Raw genomic sequence first — 12,104 nt, 5'->3', positions numbered from 1 at the left:
ATGGAAACTAAATATCTTGAGTTCGATATTGTGGTTATTGGTGGTGGAACTGCTGGACCAATGGCTGCGATTAAAGCAAAACAAGAAAACCCGAATTTAAAAGTCTTGCTCATTGAAAAAGCGAATGTAAAACGCAGTGGAGCAATTTCAATGGGAATGGATGGGCTGAATAATGCTGTCATTCCGGGCTATGCAACACCCGAGCAATACACCAAAGAAATTACGATTGCCAATGATGGAGTGGTTAACCAAACCACTGTATATGCATATGCGAAGCATAGTTTCACAACCATTCAACAGCTCGATCAATGGGGTATTAAGTTTGAAAAAGATGAGACAGGTGAATTTGCAGTAAAAAAAGTACATCACATGGGGGCATATGTTTTACCAATGCCCGAAGGTCATGACGTTAAAAAAGTTTTATATCGTCAATTAAAACGTGCTCAAGTCAAAATTAATAATCGGATTGTCACCACAAAGCTTCTAAAAAATGAGCAAGGTGCAATCAATGGTGTACTTGGCTTTGACTGTCGTAGTGGTGACTTTTATGTCATTAAAACGAAAGCTGCCATTTTATGTTGTGGTGCCGCAGGGCGTTTAGGTTTGCCAGCTTCTGGCTATTTGATGGGCACTTATGAAAACCCAACCAATGCAGGTGACGGCTATGCAATGGCATACCATGCAGGTGCTGAACTTGCCAACTTAGAATGTTTCCAGATTAATCCGTTGATTAAAGACTATAACGGTCCGGCTTGTGCCTATGTGACTGGACCTTTAGGAGGTTATACCGCCAATAGTAAAGGTGAACGCTTCATTGAATGTGACTACTGGAGTGGTCAAATGATGTGGGAGTTTTACCAAGAACTGGAAAGTGGTAATGGTCCTGTTTATTTAAAAGTAGATCATTTGGCCGAAGAAACCATTCAAACCATCGAAGAAATCTTGCATACCAATGAGCGCCCAAGCCGTGGACGTTTTCATGAGGGTCGAGGAACCAATTACCGTCAAGATATGGTGGAAATGCATATTTCAGAAATTGGTTTTTGTAGTGGACACAGTGCTTCTGGCGTATGGGTCAATGAAAAAGCCGAGACTTCGGTTAAAGGCTTATATAGTGCTGGCGATATGGCGGCTGTACCTCATAACTATATGCTTGGTGCATTTACCTACGGATGGTTTGCGGGTGTAAATGCCGCGCAATATGTGAATGCAATTGAAGATAGCGAATTAAACCAAAGCGAAATAGAAACAGAAAAAGCTCGAATATTTGCGCCACTGGATTGCTCTGAAGGTTTACCAGCCGAACAAGTGGAATATAAGCTGCGCCGTTTTGTAAATGACTATTTGCAGCCTCCTAAAACTCGCCAAAAAATGGAAATTGGGCTCAAACGTTTTGAAGAAATTAAACAGGATATTAAGCGAATCTCTGCAAGAAATCCGCATGAACTGATGCGTGCTGCTGAAGTTTCTTTTATTCGAGACTGTGCGGAAATGGCAGCAAGAGCCTCACTCTTTAGGGAGGAAAGCCGCTGGGGACTGTACCACTATAGAGCAGATTTCCCTCAAAAAAATAACTCGGATTGGTTCTGTCACGCTCATTTGAAAAAAGATGAACACGGCAACATGGTCAGTTTCAAAAAAACAATCGAGCCTTATGTGGTTCCGATTAATCAAGATGAAGCTGTGTCGTATGACCGTTTACGTATTCAAAAAGACGTTGCTCTAGCAGACTAAATAAATCAGGAATTCAAATCATGGCTTTTATTTTTAAAGAAGTTCAGCACCGTACTGTCGCACCCGTCATTATCGATGAAGATAAATGTATTGCTGATAAAGGATGCACAGTCTGTGTAGATGTTTGTCCAATGGATTTATTGGCAATCGATCCAACAACCCAAAAAGCTTTCATGCAGTTTGATGAATGTTGGTACTGCATGCCTTGTGAAAAGGACTGCCCAACAGATGCAGTCAAAGTAAATATCCCATACCTACTCAAATAATTAATTTGGAATGCTCAACATGAGACAAAATAAATTGATCAATAAAAAACTATTACTCAGTAGCTTAATTGGTGCCATGGTACTTGGCACTTTGGGGTGCGGCAGTAAAACAGAAACTGTTCGTGTAGCCATTGGCACGCAAGACACCACCATTAACTGTGCAACAGGTGGGTTGCTGATTCGTGAATTGAATCTATTACCAAAATATTTACCTAAAGATGGTGAATACAAGAATGTTAAATATGACATTCAATGGAAAAACTTTACCTCTGGTGCACCACTGACCAGTGAGATGGTGGCTGGGCGTCTAGATTTGGGAGCAATGGCTGATTTTCCTGCTGTTAATAATTTAGCGGCTTTTAAAAAAGCTGGAAAAGAAAGCATATTTTTAGCGCCATTGTCAGGCAGTATTAATGGCAGCGGTAATGCGATTGTTGTTCCAATTGACTCAAAAGTAACTTCACTTAAAGAGCTAAAGGGGCAAACAATTTCTGTACCTTTTGCCTCAACTGCTCACGGACTATTATTGCGAGCAATACAAGCTGAAGGCTGGCAACTTGATAAAGATATTAAAGTGATTGCTCAGGCGCCAGAAGTAGCAGGGCCTGCCTTAAAAAGTCATAAGATTGCTGCGCATGCTGACTTCGTACCATTTGGCGAGTTATTTGCTTATCAAGGTTTTGCCAAAAAAATCTATGATGGTTCTCAAGCAAAATCACCTACATTTCATGGTTCACTTGCCAGCAAGGATTATGCACAGCAGCATCCAGAAGTTATAAAAGCTTATTTACAGGCAACTATTGAAGCGAATCGCCTGATTCGAGAACAACCTGAAAAATATAGTGAATTTATTGCTGAAAAAACCGGTATTCCTGCCGAAGTTGTTTATCTATTTCATGGTCCATTAGGTCTGCAAACTCGTGACTTAACTTGGAAACCTGAATATCGAAAAGCGACTCAAATTGCGATAGACACCTTAAAAGTTTTAGGAAAAAACGACGGTACGCTTGATGTAAATAAATTTATTGATGATCAATATATTAAGGATGCATTTCAGGCATCTGGACTTAATTACAGCCAGCAATTGGCTGACTATGCAAAATCACCTTCGGTTGCGAATGACGCTTTAACGGGCCAACCCATCAAAACATTTGATCGGGTGACTCAAATTTGGGTAAAGGGTGAAGAAAAAGTGCGTAGCTACGAAACGCCGGAGCATGCTTTTTCTGATTTAAAGAAAATACAAGCATCTGGAAAAACGGTGCGTGTGGTTTATAGCCAAGATCATCAGTCCGACATTAAGTTACTTGCCAATCTGGCATGGTATGCCACAGATAAAGCAGGACAAATTCAGGCCTTTTTATTAAAAGATGATGCTGAAAAATGGGCTAAACAACAGGGCGGAAAAGTATATGACTTTAAAGCTATTCAGCTTGTAACCCAGAGCTGATGTGTTGTCTTACCTAATAAGCAGGAGGTGACGAATGAGTAGTTTAGTCCAAACAAAACCTAAAAACCAAAGTACATTTTTGATTAAATTTTTCCAACAATTGAGGTTATATCCGGCGCATTTAAAAAACTATGCGATTGCTTTTACATCTATAGCTTTTTGGATAGTCATTTGGCAAGGACTTGCTCAGTTTAAAATAAATTTAGGCATTGTGAACTTTAGCAATGTCCCGACACCATTAGATGTCATTCATGCGCTTTGGGCTTTCTTTCAACTCAGCACTGCATTTGAACATGTTGAATCTAGTGTCTTTCGTGTAGTGGTTGGTTTTGTGCTCGCGGCTTTAATTGGTGTAGGTATTGGTTTGTTGGCAGGACGTTATCAAAAACTTGCTGCATTTCTAATGCCGCCATTAGAAGTATTACGTCCAATTCCAGCAGTTGCATGGATTCCTTTAGCGATTCTGATTTTTCCATCCTCAGAAGCTTCTATGATTTTTATCACTTTTATCGGGGCTTTATTTCCAATTTTATTAAACACGGTACATGGCGTTGGTGCAGTTGACCCAAGACTCATTGCATCTGCAAAAAGTCTAGGTGCTTCTGATCTAGCTATCATTTATGAAGTCATTATTCCGGGGGCATTACCTAACATTATTACGGGTTTATCTATTGGAATGGGCACTTGTTGGTTCTGTTTAGTGACTGCCGAAATGATTTCAGGGCAACATGGAATTGGATATTTCACATGGGAATCTTTCACCTTGCAAAACTATAGCAATATTGTGGTTGGCATGGTGTTGATCGGAGCCTTGGGTATGTTTAGCAGTACCTTGGTGCGTGTGATTGGAAACCGATTTACCCCATGGTATCAACTGAGGAAATCATAAAATGTCAATTACACAAGGCCATGTGCGTATACAAAATCTATCGCTACATTTAGGGCAAGCTAAAAATCGTTTTCAGGCATTAGATCGGGTTAATTTTGAAATACAACCGGGCGAGTTTATATGTCTACTTGGCCCATCTGGTTGCGGTAAATCAACATTATTAGGTGCTTTGGCAGGGCACTTATCCATTAGTTCTGGGTCTTTAACGGTCGATAATGAATCTATACTTGAACCACATCCAGACAGAGGTTTGGTGTTCCAGCAACATACCTTATTTCCATGGAAAAGCGTGCTTGAAAATATTGCCTTTGGTTTAAAAATGAAAGGCATCGCTAAACAAAAGCGTATTGAACAAGCTCAGAAAATGATTGATCTGGTCGGGCTTAAAGGTTTCGAACATAAATTTCCAGCCGAACTTTCTGGTGGCATGCAGCAACGAGTTGAAATTGCGAGAGTGCTGATTAATCAACCTCGCATTTTATTAATGGATGAGCCTTTTGGTGCTTTAGATGCTCAAACTCGTTTAAAAATGCAAATGCTATTACTCGAAATTTGGCAAGAAATCCAAACGTCGGTTTTATTTATTACCCACGATATTGATGAGGCACTTTTTTTAGCTGACCGAGTGTTGATTATGAGCCATCGACCGGGGCGAATTATTGAAGAAATTCCGCTTAAGTTTGAACGTCCACGAGACGTTGAGCTTGTAACAAGTAGTGAATTTACCACTATTAAAAAACATTGCATCCAGACTTTAAAAGAAGCCACTCAACAAGAAGAGTTAAGCCGCTTAAATCCATTAGGGCTTGGAAAGAAATCACAAATTAAGGAATACGAATGAGTTTTTATTATCAAGCTTTAGATGACCTCGATGAATATAATCAGGAATTTCTTGCACAGCTTAATCACGCAGATGAAAAGATTCGCTTTGTTGCTTTAATGAATATTAGCGATGAAGAAAATCCAGATTTACTCCCTTGGTTACATGCGGCATTGCAACACGATTCTTCAGCTTTAGTTCGTGAAGAGGCAGCAAAAAAGTTAGAAAGCTGGGAAGATCCAACCAGTTTACAAGTATTGGCTCAAGCTTTATTTGATACAGATCTGAATGTTAGACAAGCTGCCAGTCAAAGTTTAAGTGAAGTAAAAAATGCGGCATCGGCCCAGATCCTGGCACCGTATTTAAAGCATACGGATACTTTTGCTCTTAGTGCAATTTTACGTGCTTTAAAATCTTTACGACCACAGCAATTCTTCACAGAGATATCTGCTTTGGTACATCATGAAGAGGCTCTTGTGCGCCGTGAGGCAGTCAGTGCATTAAGTTGGTTACAACAAGACCAAGCGATTACGATATTGGCAAAAACAGCTAAAACAGATTTAGATGATGAGGTTCGCCGCATTGCAACAGGTGGTTTGGCCTATAGTCAGAGCATATCAGCTGAGGTTATCCAAGCACTTCAACACTCTTTAACCTCGGAAAGTTGGCAATTAAGAGTCGAAGCTGCTCTTACTATTGGAAAATTACATATCGTTCAGCTTGAAACTCCCTTAATTCATGCTTTATCTGACTTATATTGGCAAGTACGTATTGCCGCAGTTCGAAGTTTAGGCTTACTGAAGTCGCGTCTGGCAGTAGCTCATTTGACTGATAACTTTAATCATGAAATTAGTAATTTACGTAAAGAGGTCGCTTTAGCACTCGGTGAAATTGGCACATCAGAAGCTCAAACGTTATTGGAACAACATCAAAATGACTCCGACCCAGAAGTACGAAAAGCGATTCGTATTGGATTAAATCAAATTGGTGAGGTGAAATATGCAAGCCAGACCTAATATTCGTGTCGATACTGCAAATAAACAGGTTCACTTTATATGGACTGATGGTTTAAGCCTATGTCTGAGCCATCAAAATTTAAGGGAAATTTGCCCATGTGGCTTTTGTCGAGCGAAGCGAATTAAGCAAATTAAAATAGAACACCAAAATGTTGAAGTGACAGCTATGTTCGATCAAGGTTACGGTGCCCAAATTTGTTTTAGTGATGGGCATGATAAAGGGATTTTTCCGTGGGCTTTTTTAAAAGAATTTGCTAAGTGCTAAAAAATGCCTTCTGCTTGGGACAGAAGGCAGCTTATTTACTTAATGATCATGTTCTAAATAATCTGGTTTTTTCGGAAGCGCAAGGCTACACAAGAAACAGATAATCAGCATGACAATGACATATATAAAGAAGGTATTTTCAATTCCAGCAGCTTTAAATTGCAAAGCAACCGAAGGTGCAGAACCACCAAAAATAGCATTACCTACCGCATATGAAAATCCTACCCCGAGTGCACGTACGTGAGGTGGGAACATCTCAGCTTTTACTAAGCCACTAATAGATGTATAGAAACTCAAAATCATCATCATAAAAATGAGTAGCAAGGTAATGATGATTGGCGAATCAATATAATTAGGCATGCCAATTGCCATCACTGGATAGATAAAAATCGCAGATAATAAGCTAAATGCCAGCATTGAAGAACGTCGCCCAATACGATCCGAAATGGAACCAAATACAGGTTGAGCACACATATAGACAAATAGCGCGAAGGTCATGATATAACCAACAGTTTTTCCATCCATACCTAAATTAGTTAAATAGGTTTTTGAATAAACAGTTTCTACATAAAACGTTAATGAACCAGCAGAAGTGTATCCAACCACCAATAAAAAAGTTTTCCAGTGCTTTTTAAAGAGCTCTCTTAAGCTACCAGACTCTTTGCGTTCACTATCTTGATGTGAAAGCGTTTCTTCTAAACGACTACGGGCAAGTAAAGATAGAATGGCTGCAATACCACCAATAATAAACGGAATACGCCAACCGCCATCATGTAATTGTTGTTCACTTAAAAATGCCAACAAAATAACGCCCAGTAAGCTTGCGAGTAACTGACCACCAGAGAGGGTGACATACTGAAAAGACGAGTAAAAACCTCGCTGGCCTTTTAAGCCTAACTCACTCATGTATGTTGCTACGGCGCCATATTCACCACCAACCGATAAGCCTTGAAGTAAGCGCACTACAAGTAAAAGAAAAGGAGCAAATAAACCGACTTGATCATAAGTAGGCAAAGCTGCAAACAAAAAGGAGCTTAGAGCCATCAGACAGATTGAGATAATCATCGACTTTTTACGACCATGTCGGTCTGCAATGCGCCCAAATACCCAACTACCAATCGGACGCATAAAGAAGCTTGCAGCAAACACACCCCAAACATAAATAGACTTGGTTGTGCTATCCATATCAGGTGCGGTTAGGGCTTGAGTAAAATAAGCAGCAAATACTGCATAGATATAAAAGTCGAACCATTCAACTAAATTACCAGAGGCTGCGCCTACAATCCCACGTATTCGGCTACGTTTTTCTTCCTGAGTATATGTCATATTTCTTCCATCATTTTGTAGACAAAAACTAGGAATTTTTTAGGTATGCTACATAAAAACAGAATGAACTGTTAAAAATCACTCGACCTTGAGCACTTCCTTAAAATTCCTAACCATTCATTTTTTCTAATTTTAAAATTCGATTCTAGTAAGATTACGTCCTTTTGTTCGATTTAAAGAGAATTTAACCAATGATCGAACGTTTCCTTTCACTCAATTTGATAATGAATTGTTTTTAAAATCATTGAGCTAATTTTTAGGTCATATGAGTAGTTGCATTTCTCCTTGCTCGTTTCATTTTGAGCTTAGTTTTATTTTGGCTATTTGATAATACTTAAAAAGTTATAACCTCAATTTCAATCAAAATAAAAGAAATTTATATAATGATGAACTTATAAAAGTTAGTTCAAATTCACTTAATCGAAAAAATACAGAATGTGTTGTTTCTCAATATATGTGGCTGTATTCTTGCGTGGCTGAAAATAGGGTAGACAACCATTTTTAGCCCTATAAATTATGCTCGCTATGGCAGGTAACTATTCAATGGAAAGACGTTCGTTAAATCTTCACTTCATGACATGCTCTAAAACGGCATTAGCTTCATCTATTGCACTCATAACATCTGTCGTCTATGCAAATGAAGCGGAGGTTTCACAGCTCCCAACCATTACCGTGAACGCTACACAAAATAGTGATGCGCTATACACAACAAAAAAAGTGACTTTATCTGGTTTTCAAACTGGTGATGTAAAGAAAGCTCCTGCATCTATTACCACCATTACCTCTGAGCGCCTAGCAGATCAACACGCAAAAACACTGACCGATGTGATTAAAAATGATTCATCATTGGGCGATGGCTACGCTGCTATTGGCTACTATCCAAACTTTGTAGCACGTGGTTTTGCCCTCGATTTAGGTTCAAGTTATCTCATCAATGGCCACAGCATACGTGGTGAGCAAAATGTAGGTTTAGAAAATAAAGAGCAAGTTGAAATCTTAAAAGGAATTTCTGCAATTCAAAGTGGAATGTCGACACCAGGTGGTGTGGTTAACTATGTAACCAAAAGACCTGCGGATGTTAAAACTATTACAGTCGATGCAAATTCAGAAGGTGGCTATACACTGGCAACAGATGTAGGCGGCTTTTTAAATGATAATTTTGGCTATCGAGTCAATTTAGTGCATGAAAGTATTCACCCAAATGTTGATCACGCAAATGGTAAACGAGAGTTTGGTTCAGTTGCTTTAGACTGGAAAATTAATGAGCGTTCTAAATTATTGTTTGATATTGAAGCCCAGCATCAAAGTCAACGTTCAGTACCAGGTTATCAACTGCTTGATGGGCAAGAAGTACCAACAAATGTAGATCAAGACCGTTTATTAGGTTATCAGTCTTGGAGTAAACCTGTTGTAAATAACAGTGTAAATGCAAGTTTGAAATATCAATATGCATTTAATGATCAATGGAATGGTAGCTTAAGTGCGTCTCAAAGCCGTGTTGTGATTGATGATAATAGTGCTTTCCCATGGGGATGTTATAGCAGCATTTGTGAAGTTACCGGCTTGGGCAATACTTTTGATAAACAGGGTAATTATGGTATTTACGATTTTCGTAGTCCAGATGACACACGTATAACTAATCAGTTTGCTGCTGGGTTAAATGGTCAGTTCAATACTGGCAACATTCAGCATCAAGTAGCTTTTGAAATACAACATACTTATAAAACATTGAAGCGCTACAATTCCAACTCGATGGAGCTTGATCCTATCGGAACAGGTAACATTTATGAAGAAACAAAGGATTATGTACCTGCTCAGGTTGATTTGAGAAACTATTATAAAGCTCTAGAGAGTGATCAGACTGCATTTACTGTATCTGACCGAGTTCAATTTAATGATCAGTGGTCAACTTTATTGGGCGGAAAACTTATTCACCTTGATGAGCAAGCCTATAAGGCAGATGGTCAGCAAAGCCGAGATACAGATTTAAATAAGTTCTTACCGCAATTAGCTCTCATGTATAGCCCAACTGCTACGACTAATCTTTATGCTTCATATGCCAAAGGATTATCGGATGGTGGCGAAGCTCCATGGTTTGCTAATAATGCTTTAGAAGTTCTATCACCTAGAAATTCTGAACAATATGAAATTGGTGTGAAGCAACAAATTCGAAACTTTTTAGTAACAGCAGCTATTTTTGATTTAAAGCAAGATAATCAATATACGACTACAAATTCTGAAGGGAAGTTGGAATTTGTTGAACAAGGCGAACAACACAACCAAGGTATTGAGTTAGGTTTAACGGGCGCTTTAACCGATACAGTTGACGTAAGCTCTGGCATTACCTATACCAAATCTCGTCTTGTTGATATTGATACTGACAGCTACAAAGGTCATCAAACTCAAAATGTACCAAAGGTACACGCAACAGCACAGTTATCTTATAAAGTACCTTCTGTTGAAGGATTAAGATTACTCAGTGGTATGCAATATAGTAGCAGTAAATATGCAAATAAAGAGGGCACGGCAAAAGTAGGTGGCTATAGCGTCTTTAATATTGGTGCTGCCTATAAAACAAATTTTGCTGGGCATGACACGACATTCAGATTCAATATTGATAACTTATTTAATAAGAAGTATTGGCGTGATGTGGGTGCATTTATGGGGGATGACTATCTATTCTTGGGTAATCCACGTACAGCCCAGTTCTCTACAACGTTTAGTTTTTAAAAATTATAGAACTAATAAAAAAGGAGCTTATAAAAGCTCCTTTTTTATTTTCAGGAATTAAGCCGACATTTTTGGTTTAACCATATTATTAATCGACAAGATCTCATCAAGCACTTGTGCTGATAATAAACCTTCATTTTGAACTAAAGCCAATACGCTTTGTCCAGTTTCATTTGCAGTTTTAGCAATACGAGTTGTAGTTTCATAACCTAGGTATGGGTTAAGCGCAGTCACAATACCAATTGAGTTTTCAACTAAAGCTTTACAGTGCTCAGGGTTCGCCGTAATCGTATCAATACATTTACTTTGAAACATTGCCATCGCGTTACCAAGCAAATCCATAGATTCAAATAGTTTGAATGCAATAAGTGGTTCCATTGCATTTAACTGTAATTGACCAGCTTCAGCAGCTAAAGTTACAGCCAAATCATTTGCAATAATTTGGAAGCAAGCAAGGTTCATCGCTTCAGGAATAACTGGGTTTACTTTACCCGGCATGATTGAACTACCCGGTTGACGAGCTTCTAAGTTAATTTCATTAATGCCAGTACGTGGACCACTTGAAAGTAAACGCAAGTCATTGGCAATTTTTGAAAGTTTAGTAGCAGTGCGTTTTAATAAACCAGATAAAAGAACAAAGTCACCCATATCAGAAGTGGCTTCGATTAGATCAGGAGCAGACTTAATTTTCTTACCAGAGATTTTTCCAAGTGCTTGAATCGCAAGTTCACGGTAACTATATTCAGTAGTAATTCCCGTACCAATCGCCGTACCACCAAGGTTCATATAAGCTAGAACATTTGGAATAAGCGTATTAATTTGCTCAAGGTCTTTTTGCAGAGTTACCGCAAAAGCACCAAACTCTTGACCTAATGTCATAGGCACAGCGTCTTGTAACTGAGTACGGCCCATTTTTAAAATGTGCGCAAACTCTTGAGACTTGTTCAAGAAGCTAAGAATCAAATTGTTAAATGGAAGGTTTAATTCATCTAAGCTAAGTAATAAACCTAAACGAATTGCAGTAGGGTATACGTCATTTGTTGACTGCGACATATTAATGTCGTTATTTGGATGCAAGTATTGATATTGACCTTTTGCATGTCCCATATATTCTAAAGCAACGTTTGCCAATACTTCATTTGCATTCATATTAGTTGAAGTACCAGCACCGCCTTGCATCATGTCTATCGGGAACTGGTCATGGAAATTACCACGAATAAGCTGATTACAGCTGTATTCAATCGCTTCAAATTTAGTTTGATCTAAGCTTTTAAGATTATAGTTTGCTTCAGCACAAGCTAGTTTAACCATAGCTAATGCTTTAATTAAATTAGGGAAATTTCCAACTTTGCTATTTGTTAAGTTGAAATTTTCTAAAGCACGTAATGTTTGAACTCCGTAATAATGGTCATTGTTGATTTCTCGATGACCAATAAGATCCTTCTCAATACGGGTAGTAATATCAGCGTTCATCATTAAACTTCGAATTAGTTAAGATGATTCATCTTAGAATTCGAAATGCTTCACTTCTAATGCATTTATTAAAGCAATTATGCATTTTTTGCATAATAACAATTGAGCTCTACTAAAATGAATAGGGAATAGTTG

Annotated in this window: 10 protein-coding genes; 8 read left to right on the top strand and 2 right to left on the bottom strand. The window is 38.5% G+C overall.

Annotated elements, in window-relative coordinates; all coding sequences use genetic code 11:
- Genes ACH63V_RS13025 through ACH63V_RS12995 form a run of 7 tightly spaced genes read left to right on the top strand, consistent with a single transcriptional unit; the run spans nucleotide 1 to nucleotide 6,440 of the window.
- Nucleotides 1–1,734 carry a fumarate reductase/succinate dehydrogenase flavoprotein subunit gene (locus tag ACH63V_RS13025; RefSeq protein ID WP_396463742.1) on the top strand — a complete coding sequence of 578 codons (1,734 nt, stop codon included), beginning with the start codon at nucleotides 1–3 and terminating at the stop codon, nucleotides 1,732–1,734.
- A gap of 20 nt (nucleotides 1,735–1,754) precedes the next feature.
- On the top strand, nucleotides 1,755–2,000 hold the full coding sequence (locus tag ACH63V_RS13020) for a ferredoxin family protein (protein WP_000864073.1): 246 nt from the start codon (nucleotides 1,755–1,757) through the stop codon (nucleotides 1,998–2,000).
- 19 nt (nucleotides 2,001–2,019) lie between these two features.
- On the top strand, nucleotides 2,020–3,450 hold the full coding sequence (locus ACH63V_RS13015; protein ID WP_396463741.1) for an ABC transporter substrate-binding protein: 1,431 nt from the start codon (nucleotides 2,020–2,022) through the stop codon (nucleotides 3,448–3,450).
- A 34-nt stretch (nucleotides 3,451–3,484) separates the two neighbouring features.
- On the top strand, nucleotides 3,485–4,339 hold the full coding sequence (locus ACH63V_RS13010; protein ID WP_396463740.1) for an ABC transporter permease: 855 nt from the start codon (nucleotides 3,485–3,487) through the stop codon (nucleotides 4,337–4,339).
- A 1-nt stretch (nucleotide 4,340) separates the two neighbouring features.
- Nucleotides 4,341–5,180, top strand: coding sequence for an ABC transporter ATP-binding protein (locus tag ACH63V_RS13005; protein WP_396463739.1), 840 nt, complete (start codon nucleotides 4,341–4,343; stop codon nucleotides 5,178–5,180).
- Nucleotides 5,177–6,175: a HEAT repeat domain-containing protein gene (locus tag ACH63V_RS13000; protein ID WP_396463738.1), complete on the top strand. Its 999-nt coding sequence runs from the start codon at nucleotides 5,177–5,179 to the stop codon at nucleotides 6,173–6,175. The genes ACH63V_RS13005 and ACH63V_RS13000 overlap by 4 nt, the downstream gene beginning before the upstream one ends.
- A complete protein-coding gene (locus ACH63V_RS12995) occupies nucleotides 6,159–6,440 on the top strand; it encodes a DUF971 domain-containing protein (protein ID WP_396463737.1) in 282 nt (93 codons plus the stop codon). Before ACH63V_RS13000 ends, ACH63V_RS12995 begins: the two co-directional genes overlap by 17 nt.
- 39 nt (nucleotides 6,441–6,479) lie before the next feature.
- Here the strand turns inward: ACH63V_RS12995 and ACH63V_RS12990 are convergent, their stop codons facing one another.
- Entirely contained in the window at nucleotides 6,480–7,766 is a 1,287-nt protein-coding gene (locus tag ACH63V_RS12990) for an MFS transporter (RefSeq protein WP_396463736.1), read from the bottom strand.
- A gap of 516 nt (nucleotides 7,767–8,282) precedes the next feature.
- Here ACH63V_RS12990 and ACH63V_RS12985 point away from each other — a divergent pair.
- Nucleotides 8,283–10,496: a TonB-dependent siderophore receptor gene (locus ACH63V_RS12985; protein WP_396463735.1), complete on the top strand. Its 2,214-nt coding sequence runs from the start codon at nucleotides 8,283–8,285 to the stop codon at nucleotides 10,494–10,496.
- Nucleotides 10,497–10,553: 57 nt separating this feature from the next.
- Here ACH63V_RS12985 and ACH63V_RS12980 read toward each other — a convergent pair whose 3' ends face one another.
- The gene (locus ACH63V_RS12980) at nucleotides 10,554–11,972 is read right to left on the bottom strand and encodes an aspartate ammonia-lyase (RefSeq protein WP_396463733.1); all 1,419 of its coding nucleotides are present in this window, start codon (nucleotides 11,970–11,972) and stop codon (nucleotides 10,554–10,556) included.
- Nucleotides 11,973–12,104: the final 132 nt, after the last annotated feature.

This window comes from Acinetobacter sp. ABJ-A23_2 (genome assembly GCF_044538765.1).
Taxonomy (GTDB): Bacteria; Pseudomonadota; Gammaproteobacteria; order Pseudomonadales; family Moraxellaceae; genus Acinetobacter; species Acinetobacter nosocomialis_A.
The sequence above is the reverse complement of the archived record's forward strand: the minus strand, read 5'-3'. Positions and strand labels throughout refer to the sequence as shown.

Coding starts and splice junctions, on each gene's coding strand:
- ACH63V_RS13025 (WP_396463742.1), top strand. CDS start 1: ATGGAAACTAAATATCTTGAGTTCGATATTGTGGTTATTGGTGGTGGA.
- ACH63V_RS13020 (WP_000864073.1), top strand. CDS start 1,755: ATGGCTTTTATTTTTAAAGAAGTTCAGCACCGTACTGTCGCACCCGTC.
- ACH63V_RS13015 (WP_396463741.1), top strand. CDS start 2,020: ATGAGACAAAATAAATTGATCAATAAAAAACTATTACTCAGTAGCTTA.
- ACH63V_RS13010 (WP_396463740.1), top strand. CDS start 3,485: ATGAGTAGTTTAGTCCAAACAAAACCTAAAAACCAAAGTACATTTTTG.
- ACH63V_RS13005 (WP_396463739.1), top strand. CDS start 4,341: ATGTCAATTACACAAGGCCATGTGCGTATACAAAATCTATCGCTACAT.
- ACH63V_RS13000 (WP_396463738.1), top strand. CDS start 5,177: ATGAGTTTTTATTATCAAGCTTTAGATGACCTCGATGAATATAATCAG.
- ACH63V_RS12995 (WP_396463737.1), top strand. CDS start 6,159: ATGCAAGCCAGACCTAATATTCGTGTCGATACTGCAAATAAACAGGTT.
- ACH63V_RS12990 (WP_396463736.1), bottom strand. CDS start 7,766: ATGACATATACTCAGGAAGAAAAACGTAGCCGAATACGTGGGATTGTA.
- ACH63V_RS12985 (WP_396463735.1), top strand. CDS start 8,283: ATGCTCGCTATGGCAGGTAACTATTCAATGGAAAGACGTTCGTTAAAT.
- ACH63V_RS12980 (WP_396463733.1), bottom strand. CDS start 11,972: ATGATGAACGCTGATATTACTACCCGTATTGAGAAGGATCTTATTGGT.